Origin of the sequence: Mycobacterium sp. E735 (assembly GCF_001666955.1) — a bacterium.
In the GTDB taxonomy this organism is placed as follows: Bacteria; Actinomycetota; Actinomycetes; order Mycobacteriales; family Mycobacteriaceae; genus Mycobacterium.
In genome coordinates this window covers 1-21,098 of sequence record NZ_LZIX01000330.1, presented here as the reverse complement: position 1 = coordinate 21,098, position 21,098 = coordinate 1, and the positions used below count along the sequence as shown (strand labels likewise).

Here is a 21,098-nt window from a genome sequence, read left to right as displayed (position 1 = left end):
CGTTACTGGTCAAACGTTGCTTGTCGGTATGGGCACATAGCATGGAATGCGCCGTGCGCATCTACGGCTACAGCACGTCAAAGATTCACTGAAAGAAGGCAGCGTGGCTGACCGCCTGATCGTCAAGGGCGCCCGCGAACACAACCTGCGCGGCGTCGACCTCGACCTGCCGCGCGACGCGCTGATCGTCTTCACCGGGCTGTCGGGATCGGGCAAATCGTCGCTGGCTTTCGACACCATTTTCGCCGAGGGTCAGCGCCGGTACGTGGAGTCGCTCTCGGCCTACGCCCGCCAGTTCCTGGGGCAGATGGACAAGCCCGACGTCGACTTCATCGAGGGCCTCTCCCCGGCGGTGTCGATCGACCAGAAATCGACCAACCGCAACCCGCGGTCGACGGTCGGGACGATCACCGAGGTCTACGACTACCTCCGGCTGCTCTACGCGCGCGCCGGCACGCCGCACTGCCCGGTCTGCGGCGAGCGGATCGCCCGGCAGACGCCCCAGCAAATCGTCGACCAGGTGCTGGCGATGCCCGAGGGCACCCGGTTCCTGGTGCTCGCCCCGGTGGTGCGCACCCGCAAGGGCGAGTTCGCCGACCTGTTCGAGAAGCTGAACGCGCAGGGCTACAGCCGGGTCCGGGTCGACGGCGTGGTGCACCCGCTGACCGACCCGCCCAAGCTGAAGAAGCAGGAGAAGCACGACATCGAGGTGGTGGTCGACCGCCTCACCGTCAAAGCCAGCGCCAAGCAGCGGCTCACCGACTCGGTGGAGACCGCACTGAACCTGGCCGACGGCATCGTGGTGCTGGAGTTCGTCGACCACGAGCACGACGCGCACAACCGCGAGCAGCGGTTCTCCGAGAAGCTGGCTTGCCCCAACGGGCACTCGCTGGCGGTCGACGACCTCGAGCCGCGGTCGTTCTCGTTCAACTCGCCCTATGGCGCCTGCCCCGAGTGCACCGGCCTGGGCATCCGCAAGGAGGTCGACCCCGACCTGGTGGTGCCCGATCCGGAGCGCACGCTCGCCGAGGGCGCGGTGGCGCCGTGGTCGACGGGCCACACCGCGGAGTACTTCACCCGGATGATGGCCGGCCTCGGCGACGAGCTGGGCTTCGACGTCGACACGCCCTGGCGCAAGCTGCCGGCCAAGGCGCGCAAGGCGATTCTCGAGGGCTCCGACCACCAGGTGCACGTGCGCTACCGCAACCGGTACGGCCGAACCCGTTCCTACTACGCCGATTTCGAGGGCGTGCTGGCGTTCCTGCAGCGCAAGATGGCGCAGACCGAGTCCGAGCAGATGAAGGAGCGCTACGAGGGCTTCATGCGCGACGTGCCCTGCCCGGAGTGCGAGGGCACCCGGCTCAAGCCCGAGATCCTGGCGGTGACGCTGGCCGCGGGGCGGCACGGCAAGAAGTCCATCGCCGAGGTGTCCGAGCTGTCGATCTCGGACTGCTCGGACTTCCTGAACGCCCTGACTCTGGGCCCCCGCGAGCAGGCGATCGCCGGGCAGGTGCTCAAGGAGATCCAGTCGCGGCTGGGCTTTCTGCTCGACGTGGGGCTGGACTATCTGTCGCTGTCCCGCGCCGCGGCCACGCTGTCCGGCGGTGAGGCCCAACGCATCCGGCTGGCCACCCAGATCGGGTCCGGACTGGTGGGTGTCCTGTACGTGCTCGACGAGCCGTCCATCGGGCTGCACCAGCGCGACAACCGTCGGCTCATCGAAACACTCACGCGGCTAAGGGATTTGGGCAACACGCTGATCGTCGTCGAGCACGACGAGGACACCATCGCCCACGCCGACTGGATCGTCGACATCGGCCCGCGGGCCGGTGAGCACGGCGGCCAGATCGTGCACAGCGGCACCTACGCCGAGCTGCTGGCCAACACGGAGTCGATCACCGGGGCCTTCCTGTCGGGCAAGGAGGCCATCGAGATGCCGGCGATCCGGCGTCCGATAGACCGCAAGCGTCAGCTCACCGTGGTGGGCGCGCGCGAGCACAACCTGCGCGGCATCGACGTCTCGTTCCCGCTCGGGGTGCTCACCTCGGTGACCGGCGTGTCCGGATCGGGCAAGTCGACGCTGGTCAACGACATCCTGGCCACGGTGCTGGCCAACCGGCTCAACGGCGCCCGGCTGGTCCCGGGCCGGCACACCAGGGTGACGGGCCTGGACCACCTCGACAAGCTGGTCCGCGTCGACCAGTCGCCGATCGGTCGCACGCCGCGGTCCAACCCGGCCACCTACACCGGCGTGTTCGACAAGATCCGCACGCTCTTCGCGGCCACCACGGAGGCCAAAGTCCGTGGCTACCAACCGGGCCGGTTCTCGTTCAACGTCAAGGGCGGCCGCTGCGAGGCGTGCACGGGTGACGGCACGATCAAGATCGAGATGAACTTCCTGCCGGACGTGTACGTCCCGTGCGAGGTCTGCCACGGCGCACGGTACAACCGGGAAACCCTGGAAGTGCACTACAAGGGCAAAACCATCTCCGAAGTGCTGGACATGTCGATCGAGGAGGCGGCGGAGTTTTTCGAGCCGATCACCGGCATCCACCGTTACCTGCGCACGCTGGTCGACGTCGGCCTGGGCTACGTCCGGCTGGGCCAGCCCGCCCCCACGCTGTCCGGTGGTGAGGCGCAGCGCGTCAAGCTGGCCGCCGAGCTGCAGAAGCGTTCGACGGGGCGGACCATCTACATCCTCGACGAGCCCACCACCGGGCTGCATTTCGACGACATCCGCAAGCTGCTCACCGTCATCAACGGGCTGGTGGACAAGGGCAACACGGTCATCGTCATCGAGCACAACCTGGACGTCATCAAGACGTCCGACTGGATCGTCGACATGGGTCCCGAGGGCGGCGCCGAGGGCGGAACCGTTGTCGCCGAGGGCACCCCGGAGGACATCGCCGCCGTGCCGGAAAGCTACACCGGGAAATTCCTCGCCGAGGTGATCGGCCGCGCCGCCCCGCCGCAGCGGCCGAAGCGGCGACGCAAAGTCACCGCCTGACCGCCGTCAACCGGGGATCTTGGTCGCCATCTGGTTGGCGATCTGCCTGGCCTGATTGATGGTTCCCGGTGCGCAGACGTTGACGTCGAGCACCACGTTCGACACCGCCTCCAGGACGTGCTGGCACACCACCGGGCTGTTGGCCAACGTGTGCTGCAGCGCGATGTTGGGCGGATTGCCGCTGATCTGCCCGAAGGTCCATTCGAATGGGGCTTTGTCGCTGGGCTGGGTCACGGTCTTCCCCCCGCAGTCCCGCCATTGGTTCCACTGGTCGTTCACGAATCCCCGGGCCTGGTCGGCGGACGCGAAGATCACCGCGCCCTGGACCACGACGTAGGCCGGGTTGCTCAGCGGCTTCTTCATCAGCTGGGCCAGCATCGCGGTGTAGCCGCTGCTCTTGTACGTCCGGGTCTGGAAACCGATCAGCGCCCCGAGGCACTTGTCGTCCGACAGCGTATTGCCGGGACCCGGGTCCGTCATCTCCGTCACGTTGTGGTCGACGATGATGCCGGTGGTGCCGACGAGGGTGTTGATCTGGTCGACCGGAAGCAGCAGCGATTCCAGTTGCGCGGGAGCCACTGTGGGGGTGGCGCTGGTCGTGACCGCGCTCGTCGTCGGGGGGGCGGCGGCGCTGGTGGTCGTGGTGTCGGGCTGCGTCGCCCCGGACTTGTCGACCGCCAACCACACCCCGGTGCCCGCGATGACGGCGACGACGAGCGCGAGAGCGCCGATGACGAGCCCCAGCCTGCGCCGCGGCGGCGCGGGCGGTGCCCACGGCGGGGCGGGCGGAGGCGCGAACCACGCCGGGTGCTGCGGCGCGGGCTGGGCGGCAAAGGGTTCCACGCGCGGCGGCGGCGCGAAATGTTGGCTGTGCTGGATCAGCTCGGTCGCCTCGCGTTGGTCCGGCGTGCTCAGCGCGTGCAGGGCCGCCTTCGCCAGATCGCCCGCGGTCAGGTAGCGGTCGTTCGGGTCCTTGGCCATCCCGCGGGCGACGACCTCGTCGAACGCCGCCGGGACGGCGGGATTGCGCAGGCTCGGGCGCGGCACCGGCTCCACCAGGTGGGCGGCCATCAGGCTGCTGAGGCTGGTGGTCTGGAAAGGCCTTGTGCCCGTGAGGCATTCGAAAAGGAGGCACGCGAGGGCGTAGATGTCGACGCGGTAGGTGGGGTCGTCGTTGCCGAATCGCTCGGGTGCCATGTAGTTCCAGCTGCCGATCGCGGCGCCGGTCTTGGTCACGCGCTCGTCGGTGGCCGCGGCGGCGATGCCGAAGTCGACCAGGTAGGCGAAGTCGCCCTCGCCGAGCAGGATGTTCTCGGGCTTGATGTCGCGATGGATGACCCCGGCGCGGTGCGCGGCATCGAGGGCGGCGGCGACCTGTTCGACGATCGCGACCGCGCGCGGGGGCGGTAGCGGCCCGGTGCGGCTGAGCACCGTCCCCACGTCACGCCCCTCGATGAGGCGCATGTCGATGAACACCTGACCGTCGATTTCGCCGAAATCGTGTATCGGCACGATGTGCGGTTCCTGAAGCCGGCCCGCGGTCCGGGCCTCGCGTTGCATGCGCCGCCGAAAGGAGTCATCGGAGCTCACCTGCTCGGACATCAGCTTCAGCGCCACCACGCGGTCCTTGACGGTGTCGTATGCCTCGTAGACCTCGCCCATCCCGCCGCGACCCAGCAGTCGCCGTAACTGGTATGGCCCGAACCGGCTCCCGATCCGCGGACCGGGCTGCGTTTCACTCATCGACGTCCCCCCGACGCCAAGCCGCTTCCCTAGCCCTCGTCCGCGCGCATCGACTCGCGGATCTGGGCCAACCGCTCGGCGGCGGCGCGCTCGCGCTCGTCGTATTGCTCGGCGACGGAACGGCCCTCGGGGGAGTCGGCGTCCAATTCCGCGTCGCCCAAGGACGTCGCGTAGCGATTCTCGATCTTCTCGCGCACCGACTCGAACGTGGGCACACCCGCGCTGTCGTATCCGGGGTCGGGTGGGGTTGGTTCGTCGGGCATGGTCGTTACGCTACTGAAGCCCCGGCCGGTCCCGCCGCTCCCGCTCCCAATAGCGCACCATTTGCTGCCAGTACACCAGCGTCAACGACATCTGCACCCCAGCGGCGATCGCCGCCGGCCGCGCCCGGCGGCGCCAGGCGGCCACGACGGCAACGACCGCGGCCACCGACGTCAGCGCGCTGACCGCCATCGCGCCATCGCGCGGGCGGCGGCCGATCCACAGCTCCTCGCCCAGCATGGCCCGCGTCGACCACGCCCGCTGGTGACCCGGCGCGCCGAACACGAACGGGTTCACGGCCAGCCACAGCGCGATCCACGCCGCGTGGCTCCAGCGCCGCGTCCACGGCGGCACCAGGATCAGCGGGGTGCTCGCCCAGCGGGTCCAGGCGCTCCACGGATTGCAGTGCCGCGCAAAGATCGCGCGCCGAACCCGGGCAATGGAAGGCACCCGCGGCTACCGCCGGGCGGGACTGGAGTGGTCGGCCGGAACAACGACCGGGGCGGCGGCCGCGGGCGGGGCGGCGGCGCCGGGCAACGGGGTCCGCGGAATCCCAGGCGTGCCCAGCCGGCCGGCCAGCCACGGCAGCGCGGCGGCGAAGGCCCGGTCGGCGAACGGCCAGTCGTGCTTGCCGGGCTGCGCCAGCACCGCGCAGTCGATGCCGTTGGCACGGCCGAGCGCGCACAGCGAATAGGCGGCCGCCGTCTGGTTGCCGGGGTCGGCGGCGGCCTCCCGGCCGGCGAGCCGAATCGCGCCGCTGTCGGTCATCAGCGGGTCATGGCGCCCGGCGGGCGGCCCGTCGGAGGAGATCGCGAACCAGCCGGCCACGTCCCGGTACGGCCCGTGCCGGCCGATCACCGTCGTCGGGTCGAACGCGGCCCAGGCGTCGGCGTTTCCGCCGAAGAGCCGCGCGATGGTCTGGGCCTTGTTTCCGGCGTTCGGGAAGAAGTCGCCGGCGACGTCGAGGAACGCACTGAACATGTCGGGGTGCATCACGGTCAGGTCCACGGCGCAGGTCCCGCCCATCGACCAGCCGGCGACGCCCCAGTTCGACCGGTCCCGACTGACGCCGAATTTGGAAACCAGGTACGGCACAACGTCTTTGGTCAGGTGGTCGGCCGCGTTGCCGCGGACGCCGTTGACGCACTCGGTGTCGTTGTTGAAGGCCCCGCCGGAGTCGACGAACACCAACACCGGGGCCTTGCCGTTGTGCGCGGCCGCGAAGTCGTCGATCGTCTTGACCGCGTTGCCCGCCCGGGTCCAGTCCGCCGGGGTGTTGAACTGGCCCCCGATCATCATGACCGTCGGCAGCGCCGGCGGCGGGCTGCTGGTGAACCATTCGGGCGGCAGGTAAACCAACTCACCCCGGTGCTTGAAATGCGAACCGTCGGAGGGGATCACCACCGGAACCACGCTGCCGTGCGGCGGCCGCGCCCGCTTGGCCACCATCGCGGTGACGGTGGCCGGGTCGGTCTGGTCGGGCAGCGGGCCGGAGGTGAGCTGGTTCCACGCCGCCTGCACGGTGGGGAAGTAGCCGACCCAGAGGTTGAGCACCAGGGCGGCGCACAGCGCGCACAGGGGTATGGCCAGCAGCCCGGCGCCGCGCCGCCAGCCGCGGGCGCTGCGCCATCCGAGGATCAGCACGGCGACCGCCGTGCCGGTCAGCGTGATCCAGAGCCACAGCGCGGCCGGCGCGGGCTCGTCGGACAGGCCGCGGTCGACGACGTACCAGTGCGTCAGGTAGGCGACGGCAGCGCCGGCCGATGCGGCCGCCGGCAGCCACACCGTCCGCCAACGGCGCGATCGCCAGCCGACGGCCAGCGCCAGCACCACGGCGGCCACCGCCTGGGTGGTGATGGGCACCCAGCCGTGCATCAGGGACGTGTGACTACTTGCCAGCAACTGCGTCGTGGCGTTGGTCGTCGACGCTGTCACGGCATTCATTGTGATCGATTGTTAACCGGCCTGGAACATATTCACCGAATGTTCGCCGTCGGCCACCCACGTGTCGTGGGCCGGGTCAGTGCGGCTTGGCCAGCGGGAATGGCAGCGTCTCGCGGATGCTGCGGCCGGTTATGAGCATGACGAGCCGATCGATGCCCATGCCGAGCCCGCCGGTGGGCGGCATCGCGTACTCCATGGCCTGCAGGAAGTCCTCGTCGAGCTCCATCGCCTCGGGGTCGCCGCCGGCGGCCAGCAGCGACTGTTCCTGCAGGCGGCGGCGCTGCTCGACCGGATCGGTGAGCTCGCTGTAGGCGGTCCCCAGCTCGACCCCCCACGCCACCAGGTCCCACCGCTCGGCGACGCCGCGCCGGCTGCGGTGCGGCCGGGTCAGCGGCGACACGGACGTCGGGAAGTCGATGTAGAAGGTCGGTCCCTCGGTGCGGTCCTCCACCAGATGCTCGTAGAGCTCCAGCACCACGGCGCCGGCGTCCCACTGCGCGCGGTACGGGATCCGGGCGGCGTCGGAAAGCTTGCGCAGCACGGGCAGGGGCGTGTCGGGATCGATGTGCTCCCCGAGCGCCTCGGACACCGCATCGTGCACCGTCTTGACCGGCCAGTCCCCGGAGATGTCGACGGGATGCAGCCCGCCGTCGGCGCCGTCACCCCGGGGCCGCAGAACGGTCTGCTCACCGTGGGCTGCCTGCGCGGCGTTCTGGATGAGCTCGCGGCAGCCGTCGATCCAGACGGTGTAGTCGGCGTGCGCCTGGTACGCCTCCAGCAGCGTGAACTCCGGGTTGTGGCTGAAATCGACGCCCTCGTTGCGGAAGGCCCGGCCCAGCTCGAAAACCCGCTCCACGCCGCCGACGCACAGCCGCTTGAGGTAGAGCTCCGGCGCGATGCGCAGGAACAGGTCCATGTCGTAGGTGTTGATGTGGGTGACGAACGGCCGGGCGGTGGCCCCGCCGTGGATCTGCTGCAGGATCGGCGTCTCGACCTCGATGAAACCCTTGGCGAACAACGTCTCCCGGACGGAGCGCAGCACGCTGCTGCGGGCCGTGATCAGCTCGCGGGATTCGGGATTGACCGCCAGGTCCACGTAGCGCGTCCGCACCCGCGCCTCCGGGTCGGTCAGCCCGTTCCACTTGTTCGGCAGCGGCCGCAGGCACTTCCCGATCATCCGCCAGTCGCGCACGATCAGGGAACGGGTGCCGTTCTTGGAGAAGCCCATGTGCCCGGTCATCTCGACCAGGTCGCCGAGATCGATCGCCGCGGTGAAATCCGCGGTGCGGCCCCGCTCCAGGCGCGAATTGTCCAGCAGCATTTGCAATTCGCCCGACCAGTCCCGCAGCTGGGCGAACAGCACGCCGCCGTAGTCGCGAATCCGCAAGATCCGGCCCGACACCGAGACGGTCTCCTGGTCGTCCGCGTCCAGCGCCCGCGAGACCGTGTGGCTGGGCGGGGAGCCGACCGGGTAGGCGTCAATGCCCTTGCGCCGCAGGATCTTCAGCTTGGCCAGCCGGACCCGGACCTGCTCGGGCAGGCGGGCCCTCGACTCTTCCAGTTCCACGGCGTCGCGTCGCTGCTGCAGCTCGCTCACGTCGGGCGCCGATCCGTCGTGATGCAACAGGCCCGATTCCGCCAGCCGGGCGGGCACCGCGGGGTGATGGCCGGTGTGCACCCTGTCGCGTCGGGTGAAGGGCAGCACGAGGAAGCCCTCCGCGATCACCGAGGCGACGCCCACCCGGGGGATCAGGCGCGCGTCCTCGTAGCAGGCGTAGCGCGGCACCCATTCGGGTTGGTACTTCATGTTCGAGCGGTACAGCGTCTCCAGCTGCCACCACCGCGAGAAGAACAGCAGCAGCCCCCGCCACAATCGCGCGACCGGGCCCGCGCCGAGCTGGGCGCCCTGCTCGAACGCCGAGCGGAACATCGCGAAGTTCAGCGAAATCCGGCTGATGCCAAGGGTTTCGGCGGTCAAGGCGAGCTCGCTGACCATGAGCTCGATGGTGCCGTTGGGCGATTGCGGGGAACGCCGCATCAGGTCCAGGGAGACGCCCGTGGTCCCCCACGGGACCAGCGACAGCATCGCCACGACGGCGCCGTCCCGGTCCAGCGCCTCGACCAGCAGGCAATCCCCGTCCGCGGGATCGCCGAGCCGGCCCAGCGCCATGGAAAAGCCGCGCTCGGTCTGGGTGTCACGCCAGGCGTCGGCGCGGGTGATGGTCTCGGACATCTCCTCGGCCGCGATGTCCCGGTGCCGCCGGATGCGCACGGTCAGCCCGGCCCGGCGGGCCCGGGTCACGGCTTGGCGCACCCCGCGCATGTCGGGACCCGACAGCCGGAAGTCGGCGGTCCGCAGGATCGCCTCGTCGCCCAACTCGAGCGCGTTCAGCCCGGCTTCCCGGTACACCCGCGCCCCCTGCGTGCTGGCGCCCATCACGCCCGGCGCCCAGCCGTAGGTCTGGCACAGCCCCAGCCAGGCGTCGATGGCCTGCGGCCAGGCCCGGGGCTCGCCGATCGGGTCGCCGCTGGCCAGGCACACGCCGACCTCGACGCGGTAGGTGATCGCGGCGCGGCCGCTGGGCGCGAACACCACCGACTTGTCGCGGCGGGTCGCGAAGTAGCCCAGCGAGTCGTTCTTGCCGTACAGCTCGAGCAGCCCGCGGATGGCCGACTCGTCCTCGCCCGTCAGCGCGTTCTCGGCCCGCTGGGACTGAAACAGCACGATGGTCGCCATGATCAGCGCCAGCGCGCCGAACAGACCGAAGATGGCGTTGAGGAACACGTGCGGCTTGCCGGTGAACAGGTCCGGATCGGCCAGGGCGAAGCCGACCACCCGGTTGGCGACGTAGCCCAGGCGGTCCTGGCGGGCCAGCGTTCCCGGCCACAACTCGACCAGACCCCAGGACACCAGGATGCCGATCACGTCGCCGGCGACGAGCACGGCGGCGGCCTTGACCAGCGCGCCCTTCCTGACCTTGGCCCAGAATTCCCGGTAGGCCAGCACCAGCAGCACGATCGCGACGATGTGCACCGCGAACCCGAGGTTCTCCCCGAAGGTCTCGGCGGCGGTGTTGTCGCCCGCGGCGATGTCGGCGGCGTTCAGCGCGGCGGCAAGGATCATCTGGCCCAGCAACACCAGCCAGGCGATCCGTTTCCGCGCGGTCAGGGCCGCGGCCAGCAACGCCAGCACGAACGACCACGCGATGCTGGTGTCGGGGAAGTTGAACAGGTAGTCGTTGATGAACTCGCGGGGGACCTTGATCAGCCAGCGGAGCGCCGGCGACACGCTGGCCAGCAACGAGACGGTGGCGATGACGCCCACGATCCACCCGGCCGCCGCCGGTACCCAGCGATACCGGGAATGCGACCGGCCGCGGGCCCCCGAACGGCGCCCCGAACGAGATGAAGCGAGTGTCACAGACCGCGAGGATATGCCCTCAATCCGTGAAAAGCTTGGCGAAGCGCTAAGAGTGGCTAGCAATAGTTCGTCCGGTTGCGCAGCGGCGCCGGACGGGGCCGGGGGCGAAGTGCAAAATGCCGCCCCGTGGCTGCTAAACTGGCGATCGCGACCATCCCGGCGAAGGCCAGGAAACAGTAAGTGGAGTCCCACTCCCACCGCGAGCCACGAGATTTCTTCAAGGCTTGGCGGTCCGGTCACAGGCATCGCGCATGTCTGTTCCGCGAGCGACGCGGGCGGCTTGATCATTGGCAAGCCTCGATCGGTCGGCATTGGGCCCTGCTATTGCAGGGCTTTTCTGCTGGTGGTGTGGTGTTTCCGCCGCTGGCTCCCGACCCAGACCCGGCCGTGGATCGCAGCATATCTACAAGCCCAACAAGGGAGGCCCCATCAGCACTGAGACCCGCGTCAACGAGCGCATCCGCGTACCTGAAGTCAGATTGATCGGCCCCGGGGGAGAGCAGGTAGGCATAGTGCGCATCGAAGACGCACTGCGCGTCGCTGCGGACGCCGATCTCGACCTTGTCGAAGTCGCCCCCAATGCCAGACCCCCGGTCTGCAAGATCATGGACTACGGCAAGTTCAAATACGAGGCGGCGCAAAAGGCGCGCGAATCCCGCCGGAACCAGCAGCAGACCGTCGTCAAAGAGCAGAAGCTGCGACCCAAGATCGACGATCACGATTACGAGACCAAAAAGGGTCACGTGATCCGCTTTCTGGAGGCGGGTTCGAAGGTGAAGGTCACCATCATGTTCCGCGGACGTGAGCAGTCGCGGCCCGAACTGGGCTACCGCCTGCTGCAGCGGCTGGGCGCGGACGTCGCCGAATACGGCTTCGTCGAGACGTCCGCCAAGCAGGACGGCCGCAACATGACGATGGTGCTGGCCCCGCACCGCGGCGCGAAAACCCGCGCCAGGGCGCGGCACCCCGAAGGACCCGGGGAGGGCGCGGCATCGGACGCCGATGCGGGCGCCGACACCAACCCTTCACCCAACTGACCCGGCACGAAACGAAGAATCAGAGGAAACATGCCCAAGGCCAAGACCCACAGCGGGGCTTCGAAGCGGTTCCGGCGCACCGGAACCGGCAAGATCCTGCGCGAGAAAGCCAATCGTCGGCACCTGTTCGAGCACAAGCCGTCCACCCGGACGCGACGCCTGGAAGGCCGCACCGCCGTGTCGGCCAACGACACCAAGCGGGTCAACAAGCTGCTGAACGGCTGACCGACAAGAAGCCGAGCGCCGGCGCCGCTGCCGGCACCCGACCATTTACTTAGAGAGTAGGAACACCCATGGCACGCGTGAAGCGGGCGGTCAACGCCCAAAAGAAGAGGCGCAGCATTCTGAAGGCCTCGAAGGGCTATCGCGGCCAGCGCTCGCGGCTCTACCGCAAAGCCAAAGAGCAGCAACTGCATTCGTTGAACTACGCCTACCGCGACCGCCGCGCGCGCAAGGGCGAGTTCCGGAAACTGTGGATCTCGCGGATCAATGCGGCGGCGCGCGCCAACGACATCACCTACAACCGGCTGATCCAGGGTTTGAAGGCCGCCGGGGTGGAGGTGGACCGCAAGAACCTCGCCGACATCGCGATCACCGACCCCGCGGCGTTCACCGCGCTGGTCGACGTCGCCCGGGCCGCGCTGCCCGAGGACGTGAACGCCCCGTCGGATTCCGGAGAGGCCGCCTAGCCCCTGCTGACCGAACGTTCGGCCCGCGTCGCCGCGGCGGTCAAACTGCATCGGCACGTCGGCCGGCGGCGGGCGGGCCGATTCCTGGCCGAGGGCCCCAACCTGGTCCAGGCCGCGGCCGCCCGCGGCCTGGTCCGCGACGTCTTCGTCACCGAAGCCGCCGCGCAAAGGTATGCGGGTTTACTTGCGGCGCAAGGTGATTCGGTCCAGCTGGTCACCGAGCGGGCGGCAAAGGCGCTGTCGGACACCGTCACCCCCACCGGGCTGGTGGCGGTGTGCGAGATGCCGTCGACCCGGCTGGCCGACGTGCTGGCCGGCCCGCCCCGGCTGGTCGCGGTCGCCGTCGGGATCGGCGAGCCCGGCAACGCCGGCACGGTCATCCGCATCGCCGACGCCATGGGGGCCGACGCCGTGATCCTCGGCGGGCACAGCGTGGACCCGTACAACGGCAAGTGCCTGCGCGCCTCGACCGGCAGCATCTTCTCGATCCCGGTCGTCGCCGAGCCCGACGCCCCCGCGGCGCTGGGCGCCCTGCGCGAGGCGGGGTTGCAGGTGCTGGCCACCACGGTCGACGGCGAGACGCGGCTGGACGAGGCGGCCGATCTGCTCGGCAGGCCGACGGCGTGGCTGCTCGGGCCCGAATCCCACGGCCTGCCAAGCGAAATCGCGGCGGCGGCCGACCACCGCATGCGCATCCCGATGGCCGGCGGGGCCGAGAGCCTGAACGTGGCCTCTGCCGCGGCGATCTGCCTCTACCAGAGCGCGCAGGCGCTGGGGGTGTTCAGGCGGCCCTGACGCGTCCCCGGGCGGGCCGCAGACCCGCCAGCGACAGCGTCCCGTGCACCAGCGAACCGGCGCGTTCCATCAGCGCCTTGGCCGGGTCGAGGGGCGAGCGAAGAGCCGGGCGGGAATGGGGAGGGAAGTAGTGCATCGGCAGCCCGCGACGGTCGCGGGGCGGCGCCATGAACGTCGGCGCCTCCACCAAGGGCGCGTCGGTGGGCAGCCGGCCCTCGGCCCGGCGGTAGGCGGCCAGCGCGCGCGGGTGCAGCCGGATCTCGTCGGGGACCGCCAGGAAGGCCAGCTCGACGAGCTTGCCGAACAGGCGCAGCAGCACCTCGTCGCCCGGTGTCCAGCGCATCCCCGCCTTCTCGCGCACCGCCGGCTCGAACAGGCCCGCCGCGATCCAGCGCTGGCCGGCGACCAGCGGCTTGAACATCTGGTCCCAGATCGGCGTGGGCATCAGCACGAATTTCGGTTTGGGGATCCGGATTTGGAAGATGTCCAGCGTCGCCTGGTTGATCTCGAGTTCGTCGCGGCAGACCCGTTCCCAGTACTCGCAGAATTCCTCCCAGGAGCCGGGCACCGGGCGCATGCTCATCCCATACATCCGGTACCACCGCACGTGCTCGTCGAACAGCTGCCTTTTCTCGGCCTCCGTAAGGCCGCCGCAGAAGTATTCGGCCACCTTGATCACCAGCATGAAGAAGGTCGCGTGCGCCCAGTAGAACGTTTCCGGGTTCAGGGCGTGATACCGGCGGCCGGAGGCGTCGACGCCCTTGATGGTGTGGTGGTAGCTCTTGATCTGCCGCCCGGTCGCCGCCGCGCGGTCACCGTCGTAGACGACGCCCATGATCGGGTACACCGAGCGGGCCACCCGCTGCAGGGGCTCGCGGAGCAGGATCGAATGCTGCTCGACGCCCGCGCCCAGCTCGGGATACATGTTCTGGATGGCGCCGATCCACACGCCCATCATTCCCGTGCGGAGATCGCCGAAGTACTTCCAGGTGAGGGAATCCGGTCCCAGCGGATCGTCGGATGTCGTTGGAATGGCAGTCATCTCGGCCTCCTGCGCTCACGATAACTTTGACAACGTGCGTTGTCTACGATTTCGGCCGCGCGTGCCCGCGGGTGTTATCGACCGTCGACAGCGGCGTGCCGCCGTCGTGACCAGCGGCTGCGTTGCGAGCTGCGCCACACCCGCGCGACCCTTCATTGCCCGCCTCCCGCGCGAGGAAATAACCTGGCCAGGTGGAACTCGCGCGTCGCGATTCGGATTCGGGCGGGCCCGAGGAATTGACGGCGCCCGATCCGCCGCGGCGCTCTTCGGTCCCGGTGCACAACGCGACGCAGTGGTTGCACAACCGCAACCGCAGCCCCGGCGCGGTCGCCTTCATCCGCCGGGCCCGACGACTGCTGCCCGGCGATCCCGAGTTCGGTGACCCGCTCTCAACGGCCGGCGACGGTGGGCCCCGCGCCGCGGCGCGCGCCGCCGACCGGTTGCTGGGGGATCGCGACGCGGTGTCGCGCGAGGTCGGCCTCGGGCTGCTGCAGGTATGGCAGGCGCTGACCGAGTCGGTGTCCCGGCGGCCGGCCAACCCGGAGGTCACCCTGGTGTTCACCGACCTGGTCGGCTTCTCGTCCTGGTCGTTGCAGGCGGGTGACGACGCGGCGCTCACCCTGCTGCGGCAGGTGGCTCGGGCCGTCGAGCCGCCGCTGCTGGACGCCGGTGGCCACATCGTCAAACGGATGGGCGACGGGCTGATGGCGGTGTTCGGCGATCCGACGGTCGCGGTGCGGGCGGTGCTGGCGGCCAAAGAGGCGTTGAAGTCCGTCGAGGTGGCCGGCTACACGCCGCGGATGCGGGTCGGGATCCACACCGGCCGGCCCCAGCGGATGGCGGCGGACTGGCTCGGGGTCGACGTCAACATCGCCGCGCGGGTGATGGAACGGGCCACCAAGGGCGGGGTGATGGTGTCAGGTTCGACACTCGACCTGATCGCCCAGAGCGAATTGGACGCGATGGGTGTCGTCGCCAAACGTGCACGTAAACCGGTTTTCGCCCCGAAGACGACCGGAGTCCCGGCGGATTTATCGATATATCGCTTGCGGACTCATAGGGAGTTGACAGCGTCCGATCACACTTCAGAAACAAATTAGCCGACATACTGGATGCAATGTTTGGGGGCATCCTTGCCCGGCTCGCCCGGGTCCAGTTCACGGTGGGGTACGTGGCGGCGCTGCTTGCCGTCAGCGGCGCCATCGTGGCGCTCGGCCCGCACGCGCACGACGTGCTGGTCGAGCGGGCCAGCACCAACCTGCACAACCTGGCCCACGGCCACGTGGGCACGCTGCTGGGCAGCGCGCTGGTGGTCGACGCCGGTCCGCTCTACTTCTGGCTGCCCTTCCTCACCTGCCTGCTCGCGCTCGGCGAGCTGCACCTGCGCACCATCCGGCTGGTGGTCGCGTTCCTGATCGGACACATCGGCGCGACGCTGCTGGTGGCCGCGGCCCTGGCGGCGGCGGTCGAGTTCGAGTGGATGCCGGTCTCGATCACCCGGGCCAGCGATGTCGGGATGAGCTACGGCGCCTTGGCCGTGCTCGGCGCGATGACTGCGGTGATCCCCCAGCGCTGGCGCCCCGCCTGGGTCGGCTGGTGGGTGTCGGCCGGCATCGCGTCGGCGATCATCGGCGGCGATTTCACCGACGCCGGTCACACCATCGCCGTGGTCCTGGGCGTGCTGGTGTCCGCCCGCTTCCGCCAGCCCATCCATTGGACGCCGGTGCGCATGCTGATGCTGGCCGCCTCGTCGGGCTTCGGCTTCCTGCTGCTGGCCCACCACTGGGGGACCATGGCCGGAGCGCCCGCGTTCGGCCTCCTGGGCGCCCTGGCGGCCCACAAGCTCGTGCAGTTCGCCACCGCGCGCGGCGGGGCCCTGGACGACGAGGCGCTGCGCAGCCCGCAGCCGGTCACCGCGGGCTAGGCGGCCCGCCGGTCATCCCCGCAAAGCACGCGCCAAGCGGCGTGCTCAGATCACTTATGATCGGCACTTGCCGCTGGGCAACTTTCTCCCAGCCCCTCATCAGCAAGGAGAGTGTCGCCGCGTGGGTGCTCAGCCCGTCGACCTGTCACCGGACGCCTTGGCCAAGGCGGTCGAAGCCGCCCGGGAGGCGATCGCGCGCGCCGGCGACCTCGAGGCGCTGGCACGCGTCAAGACCGAGCACCTCGGCGACCGCTCGCCGCTGGCGCTGGCCCGGCAGGCGCTCGGCGGCGTCCCCAAGGACGAGCGCGCCGACGCCGGCAAGCGGGTCAACTCCGCGCGGACCGAGGCCCAGCGCAGCTACGACGAACGGCTGGCGGTGTTGCGCGCCGAGCGCGATGCGGCGGTGCTGGCCGCCGAGGGCATCGACGTCACGCTGCCGTCGACCCGGCAACCGGTCGGCGCCCGGCACCCGATCACCCAGCTGGCCGAGCACATCGCCGATACCTTCGTCGCGATGGGCTGGGAATTGGCCGAGGGTCCCGAAGTCGAGACGGAACAATTCAACTTCGACGCCCTGAACTTCCCGGCCGACCACCCGGCGCGCAGCGAGCAGGACACGTTCTACATCGCGCCGGACGATTCCCGGCAGCTGCTGCGCACCCACACGTCGCCGGTGCAGGTGCGCACCCTGCTGGCTCACGAGCTGCCGGTGTACATCATCTCCATCGGCCGCACGTTTCGCACCGACGAACTCGACGCCACCCATACGCCCGTCTTCCATCAGGTCGAGGGGCTGGCGGTGGATCGCGGGCTATCGATGGCGCACCTGCGGGGCACCCTCGACGCGTTCGCCCGCGCGGAGTTCGGCCCCGAGGCCCGCACCCGGATCCGGCCGCACTTCTTCCCGTTCACCGAACCCTCCGCCGAGGTCGACGTCTGGTTCGTCGGCAAGAAGGGCGGCGCGGGCTGGGTCGAATGGGGCGGCTGCGGCATGGTGCACCCGAACGTGTTGCGGGCCGCGGGGATCGACCCCGAGGTGTACTCCGGGTTCGCGTTCGGGATGGGCCTGGAACGCACCCTGCAGTTCCGCAACGGCATCCCCGACATGCGCGACATGGTCGAGGGCGACGTCCGGTTCTCCCTGCCCTTCGGGGTGGGTGCCTGATGCGCATCCCCTACAGCTGGTTGCGGGAGATCGTGGCAGCCGGCGCCCCGGACTGGGACGCCGCCCCCGCCGACCTCGAACAGACGCTGGTGGGCATCGGCCACGAGGTCGAGGAGGTCGTCACGCTCGGCCCCGTCGACGGGCCGCTGACCGTCGGACGGGTGGCCGGCATCGAGGAGCTGACCGGGTTCAAGAAGCCGATCCGCGCCTGCCGGGTCGACGTCGGCGAGTCCGAGCCACGCGATATCGTTTGCGGTGCAACGAATTTCGTCGTCGGCGACCTGGTGGTCGTGGCGCTGCCGGGCACCACGCTGCCCGGCGGGTTCGCCATTACGGCGCGCAAGACCTACGGCCGCGAGTCCGACGGCATGATCTGCTCGGCGGCCGAATTGGGTTTGGGCGCCGACCATTCCGGCATCCTGGTGTTGCCGCCGGGCACCGCCGACCCGGGCGCCGACGGCGCCGCGGTGCTGGGGTTGGACGACGTGGTCTTCCACCTGGCGATCACCCCCGACCGCGGCTACTGCATGTCGGTGCGCGGGCTGGCCCGCGAGATCGCCTGCGCCTACGGCCTCGACTTCGTCGATCCCGCAGACGTGAAGCAGTTGCCCGCCAACGGCGAGGCCTGGCCGTTGACCGTGCAGCCCGAAACCGGTGTCCGCCGGTTCGCCCTGCGCCCGGTGACCGGCATCGACCCCGCCGCCGTGTCGCCCTGGTGGCTGCAGCGGCGGCTGTTGCTGGCCGGCATCCGCGCGGCCTCCCCGGCGGTGGACGTCACCAACTACGTGATGCTCGAGCTCGGCCACCCGATGCACGCGCACGACCGCGACCGCATCTCCGGGGGCCTCGGCGTGCGGTTCGCCCGCCCCGGCGAGACCGTCGTCACCCTCGACGACGTCGAGCGCCGGCTCGATCCGGCCGACGTCCTCATCGTCGACGACCGGGCGACCGCGGCGATCGGCGGCGTGATGGGCGCGGCGAGCACCGAGGTCCGCGCCGATTCCACGAACGTGCTACTGGAGGCCGCCGTGTGGGACCCGGCCGCCGTCTCGCGCACGCAGCGCCGTCTGCACCTGCCCAGCGAGGCGGCCCGGCGCTACGAACGCGGGGTGGACCCGGCGATCTCGGTCGCCGCCCTGGACCGCTGCGCCGCGCTGCTCGTCGACATCGCCGGGGGAGCGGTGTCGGACGAGTTGACCGATTGGCGGGGCGAGCCGCCGACCGACGACTGGTCGCTCCCGCCGATCCGGATCCCCGCCGACCTGCCCGACCGCGTCGCCGGGGTCGCCTACCCGCCGGGCACCGCGGCGCGGCGGCTGGCGCAGATCGGGGCCTCGGTGAGCGATGACGGCGAAACGCTGATCGTGACGCCGCCGAGCTGGCGGCCCGACCTGGTGCAGCCCGCCGACCTCGTCGAGGAGGTGCTGCGCCTGGAGGGGCTGGAAGCCATCCCGTCGGTGCTGCCCGCCGCTCCGGCGGGCCGGGGCCTCACCGCGAGGCAGAAGCGTCGCCGCGCCATCGGCAGATCGCTCGCCCAGTCCGGCTACGTCGAGATCCTGCCGACGCCGTTCCTGCCCGCCGGCGTGTTCGACCTGTGGGGCCTGCCGGCCGACGATCCCCGGCGCTCGACCACCCGGGTGCTCAACCCGCTGGAGGCCGACCGCCCGCACCTCGCGACCACACTGCTGCCCGCGCTGCTGGAAGCGTTGGTGCGCAACGTGTCCCGCGGTCTGGTGGACGTCGCGTTGTACGCGCTGGCGCAGGTTGTGCAACCGACCGAGCAGACCCGCGGCGTCCAGCCGATCCCCGTGCACCGGCGGCCCACCGACGAAGAGGTCGCCATGCTGGACGCCTCGTTGCCCCGGCAACCGCAGCATGTGGCCGTGGTGCTGGCGGGACTGCGGGAGCGGCGCGGCCCGTGGGGTCCCGGCCGCCGGGTCGAAGCCGCCGACGCGTTCGAGGCGGCCCGCATCATCGCCCGCGCCAGCGGGGTCGAGGTGAGCCTGCGGGCGGCCCAGCACCTGCCGTGGCACCCCGGCCGCTGCGCCGAGGTGCTCGTCGGGGAGACGGTCGTCGGCCACGCCGGCCAGCTACACCCGGCGGTCATCGAGCGCTCCGGACTGCCCAAAGGCGCCTGCGCTGTCGAGCTCGACCTCGACGCGATCCCGATCGTCGAGGCGCTGCCCGCACCCAGGGTGTCGCCCTTCCCGGCCGTCTTCCAGGACGTCAGCCTGGTGGTGCCCGCGCACGTGCCGGCTCAGGCGGTGGCCGACGCCGTCCGGGAGGGCGCCGGCGAGCTGCTGGAAGACCTGCAACTCTTCGACGTCTTCACCGGCCCGCAGGTCGGGGAGGACCGCAAATCGCTGACCTTCGCGCTGCGGTTCCGGGCGCCGGACCGCACCCTGACCGAGGACGACGCCAGCGCGGCCCGCGACGCCGCGGTGCGCCGCGCCGCCGAGGCGGTCGGCGCCGAGTTGCGGGCCTGACCCCCTGGTAATGGATTTGCAAAGCATTGCATAACCATGCAGAATCGGCGGAATGGCCGACGTATTGAGGGTGGCGGTTGCCGGGGCCAGCGGCTATGCGGGCGGTGAGATCCTGCGGCTGCTGCTGGGGCATCCGGCCTACGCCGACGGACGCCTCGTCATCGGGTCGCTGACCGCCGCGACCAGCGCGGGCAGCCCGCTGGGCGAGCACCACCCGCATCTCACGCCGCTGGCGCAGCGGGTGGTCGAGCCCACCGAACCCGCGGTGCTCGCCGGCCACCACGTGGTGTTCCTGGCCCTGCCGCACGGGCACTCGGCCGCGCTGGCCGAACAGCTCGGCCCCGACACCGTGATCATCGACTGCGGCGCCGACTTCCGGCTCACCGACGCCGCCGCCTGGGAGCGGTTCTATGGGTCCCCGCACGCCGGCAGCTGGCCCTACGGGCTGCCGGAGCTGCCGGGCGCGCGGGACCGCCTGCGCGGCGCCCGCCGCATCGCGGTGCCGGGCTGCTACCCGACCGCGGCGCTGCTGGCGCTGCTCCCCGCGGTCGCCGAGGACCTGATCGAGCCCGCCGTCACCGTCGTCGCCGTCAGCGGCACCTCGGGTGCGGGCCGGGCCGCCAAGACCGACCTGCTGGGCTCCGAGGTCATCGGGTCCGCCCGCGCCTACAACATCGCGGGGGCGCATAGGCACACCCCCGAGATCGCCCAGGGCCTGCGGGCGGTCAGCGACCGCGACGTCACCGTGTCGTTCACCCCGGTGCTGATCCCGACGTCGCGCGGCATCCTGGCCACCTGCACCGCGCGCACCCGCGCGCCGCTGTCGCAGCTGCGCGCCGCCTACGAAAAGGCGTACGACGCGGAGCCTTTCGTCTACCTGCTGCCCGAGGGCCAGCTGCCCCGCACCGGCTCGGTGATCGGCAGCAACGCGGCGCACATCGCCGTCGCGGTGGACGAGGCCGCCGAGACGTTCGTGGCCAGCACCTTGTCCATCGGCAACCGGTCACCGATCAGCCCGGTGGAGCACACCGCGACCTCGATGGCCCCGGTCTCGGTTCCCCAGTCCGACAATGCGGCCGCGACCGCCTCGGCGGTGGCATGGGTGTCCTGGAAGCCGCCCGGGCCGGTGCAGGCGTTGGCGCCGCCGGAGTTGAGGATCACCGCGCGCAAGGCGCCGGTGGTCAGCGCCTGCTGGGTCCACAGCACCGGCGCGGCCTTGACCTTGTTGCGGGTGAACACGCCGGCGGCCGCGTAGTCGGGTCCCTCGTTGAAGACCAGGGCCAGGTCGCGGTTGCCCGACGCCTTGATGCCGGCGGCGATCCCCGCGGCCCGGAACCCGGCCGGCGCGGTGACGCCCTGTTCGCGCACCAAGCGCGCCTCGGCTGTGTGGGTCACGGCGCGACCCCGACCACCGAAAGGCCTTGCGCCTCCGGCCAACCCAGCGCCAAGTTCATCGCCTGCACGGCCGCGCCGCCGGTGCCCTTGACCAGGTTGTCGATGGCGGCGATGGCCACGAACGTCTCGGCGGCCTCGTCCACCGCGACGGCGATGTGCGCCGCGTTGCTGCCGATCACCGAGCCGGTG

General features: G+C 70.5%; 15 protein-coding genes and 3 pseudogenes. 10 read left to right on the top strand and 8 right to left on the bottom strand.

What is annotated here, in order from left to right:
* The first annotated feature begins 103 nt into the window (after nt 1-103).
* The gene (gene uvrA, locus A5704_RS26570) at nt 104-3,007 is read left to right on the top strand and encodes an excinuclease ABC subunit UvrA (protein ID WP_067781812.1); all 2,904 of its coding nucleotides are present in this window, start codon (nt 104-106) and stop codon (nt 3,005-3,007) included.
* Nucleotides 3,008-3,013: 6 nt separating this feature from the next.
* On the opposite strand, the gene A5704_RS26565 is transcribed toward uvrA, so the two are convergent.
* The 5 genes from A5704_RS26565 to lysX form a co-directional block, all read right to left on the bottom strand.
* Nucleotides 3,014-4,750 carry a serine/threonine-protein kinase PknH/PknJ gene (locus A5704_RS26565; protein ID WP_067891865.1) on the bottom strand — a complete coding sequence of 579 codons (1,737 nt, stop codon included), beginning with the start codon at nt 4,748-4,750 and terminating at the stop codon, nt 3,014-3,016.
* A 29-nt stretch (nt 4,751-4,779) separates the two neighbouring features.
* Nucleotides 4,780-5,013 carry a hypothetical protein gene (locus A5704_RS26560; protein WP_067754846.1) on the bottom strand — a complete coding sequence of 78 codons (234 nt, stop codon included), beginning with the start codon at nt 5,011-5,013 and terminating at the stop codon, nt 4,780-4,782.
* A 10-nt stretch (nt 5,014-5,023) separates the two neighbouring features.
* Nucleotides 5,024-5,461 carry a DUF6653 family protein gene (locus A5704_RS26555; RefSeq protein ID WP_231969395.1) on the bottom strand — a complete coding sequence of 146 codons (438 nt, stop codon included), beginning with the start codon at nt 5,459-5,461 and terminating at the stop codon, nt 5,024-5,026.
* Nucleotides 5,462-5,467: 6 nt separating this feature from the next.
* The gene (locus A5704_RS26550; RefSeq protein WP_197508545.1) at nt 5,468-6,955 is read right to left on the bottom strand and encodes an alpha/beta hydrolase family protein; all 1,488 of its coding nucleotides are present in this window, start codon (nt 6,953-6,955) and stop codon (nt 5,468-5,470) included.
* Between the two features lie 76 nt (nt 6,956-7,031).
* Nucleotides 7,032-10,376 carry a bifunctional lysylphosphatidylglycerol synthetase/lysine--tRNA ligase LysX gene (gene lysX / locus A5704_RS26545; protein ID WP_082950064.1) on the bottom strand — a complete coding sequence of 1,115 codons (3,345 nt, stop codon included), beginning with the start codon at nt 10,374-10,376 and terminating at the stop codon, nt 7,032-7,034.
* A gap of 428 nt (nt 10,377-10,804) precedes the next feature.
* Here lysX and infC point away from each other — a divergent pair, with 428 nt between their 5' ends.
* From infC to A5704_RS26525, 4 genes are all read left to right on the top strand, one after another.
* Nucleotides 10,805-11,413, top strand: a complete 609-nt coding sequence (gene infC, locus A5704_RS26540) for a translation initiation factor IF-3 (protein ID WP_082950068.1) — start codon at nt 10,805-10,807, stop codon at nt 11,411-11,413.
* Between the two features lie 30 nt (nt 11,414-11,443).
* The gene (gene rpmI, locus A5704_RS26535; protein WP_067754855.1) at nt 11,444-11,638 is read left to right on the top strand and encodes a 50S ribosomal protein L35; all 195 of its coding nucleotides are present in this window, start codon (nt 11,444-11,446) and stop codon (nt 11,636-11,638) included.
* Nucleotides 11,639-11,706: 68 nt separating this feature from the next.
* Nucleotides 11,707-12,102, top strand: coding sequence for a 50S ribosomal protein L20 (gene rplT / locus A5704_RS26530; protein WP_067281580.1), 396 nt, complete (start codon nt 11,707-11,709; stop codon nt 12,100-12,102).
* A gap of 3 nt (nt 12,103-12,105) precedes the next feature.
* Nucleotides 12,106-12,897 carry an RNA methyltransferase gene (locus tag A5704_RS26525; RefSeq protein WP_067891862.1) on the top strand — a complete coding sequence of 264 codons (792 nt, stop codon included), beginning with the start codon at nt 12,106-12,108 and terminating at the stop codon, nt 12,895-12,897.
* On the opposite strand, the gene A5704_RS26520 is transcribed toward A5704_RS26525, so the two are convergent.
* Complete coding sequence (locus A5704_RS26520; protein ID WP_067754860.1) at nt 12,884-13,939, bottom strand: oxygenase MpaB family protein; 1,056 nt, start codon at nt 13,937-13,939, stop codon at nt 12,884-12,886. The genes A5704_RS26525 and A5704_RS26520 overlap by 14 nt on opposite strands.
* A gap of 191 nt (nt 13,940-14,130) precedes the next feature.
* Between A5704_RS26520 and A5704_RS26515 the strand changes: the two genes are divergently transcribed.
* From A5704_RS26515 to argC, 5 genes and pseudogenes are all read left to right on the top strand, one after another.
* A complete protein-coding gene (locus tag A5704_RS26515; protein ID WP_067754863.1) occupies nt 14,131-15,039 on the top strand; it encodes an adenylate/guanylate cyclase domain-containing protein in 909 nt (302 codons plus the stop codon).
* Nucleotides 15,040-15,056: 17 nt separating this feature from the next.
* The gene (locus tag A5704_RS26510) at nt 15,057-15,863 is read left to right on the top strand and encodes a rhomboid-like protein (protein WP_067891859.1); all 807 of its coding nucleotides are present in this window, start codon (nt 15,057-15,059) and stop codon (nt 15,861-15,863) included.
* A gap of 121 nt (nt 15,864-15,984) precedes the next feature.
* Complete coding sequence (pheS, locus tag A5704_RS26505) at nt 15,985-17,028, top strand: phenylalanine--tRNA ligase subunit alpha (protein ID WP_067891857.1); 1,044 nt, start codon at nt 15,985-15,987, stop codon at nt 17,026-17,028.
* Complete coding sequence (gene pheT / locus A5704_RS26500; protein WP_067891855.1) at nt 17,028-19,514, top strand: phenylalanine--tRNA ligase subunit beta; 2,487 nt, start codon at nt 17,028-17,030, stop codon at nt 19,512-19,514. The genes pheS and pheT overlap by 1 nt, the downstream gene beginning before the upstream one ends.
* Before the next feature lie 36 nt (nt 19,515-19,550).
* A pseudogene (gene argC / locus A5704_RS26495) lies at nt 19,551-20,493 on the top strand (N-acetyl-gamma-glutamyl-phosphate reductase); the annotation flags it as partial.
* Here argC and A5704_RS28065 read toward each other — a convergent pair.
* Together A5704_RS28065 and A5704_RS26490 are read right to left on the bottom strand one after the other, a co-directional pair.
* Nucleotides 20,490-20,909, bottom strand: a pseudogene (locus A5704_RS28065) (bifunctional ornithine acetyltransferase/N-acetylglutamate synthase); the annotation flags it as partial. The pseudogenes argC and A5704_RS28065 sit on opposite strands and share 4 nt — an antisense overlap.
* Nucleotides 20,906-21,098: pseudogene (locus A5704_RS26490) on the bottom strand (N-acetyl-gamma-glutamyl-phosphate reductase); the annotation flags it as partial. The pseudogenes A5704_RS26490 and A5704_RS28065, both read right to left, overlap by 4 nt.

Bases quoted from the DNA above. Each gene is read 5' to 3' on its own strand.
- A5704_RS26565 (WP_067891865.1), bottom strand. From the start codon at position 4,750: ATGAGTGAAACGCAGCCCGGTCCGCGGATCGGGAGCCGGTTCGGGCCA.
- A5704_RS26560 (WP_067754846.1), bottom strand. From the start codon at position 5,013: ATGCCCGACGAACCAACCCCACCCGACCCCGGATACGACAGCGCGGGT.
- A5704_RS26550 (WP_197508545.1), bottom strand. From the start codon at position 6,955: ATGAATGCCGTGACAGCGTCGACGACCAACGCCACGACGCAGTTGCTG.
- rpmI (WP_067754855.1), top strand. From the start codon at position 11,444: ATGCCCAAGGCCAAGACCCACAGCGGGGCTTCGAAGCGGTTCCGGCGC.
- rplT (WP_067281580.1), top strand. From the start codon at position 11,707: ATGGCACGCGTGAAGCGGGCGGTCAACGCCCAAAAGAAGAGGCGCAGC.
- A5704_RS26520 (WP_067754860.1), bottom strand. From the start codon at position 13,939: ATGACTGCCATTCCAACGACATCCGACGATCCGCTGGGACCGGATTCC.
- A5704_RS26510 (WP_067891859.1), top strand. From the start codon at position 15,057: ATGTTTGGGGGCATCCTTGCCCGGCTCGCCCGGGTCCAGTTCACGGTG.
- pheT (WP_067891855.1), top strand. From the start codon at position 17,028: ATGCGCATCCCCTACAGCTGGTTGCGGGAGATCGTGGCAGCCGGCGCC.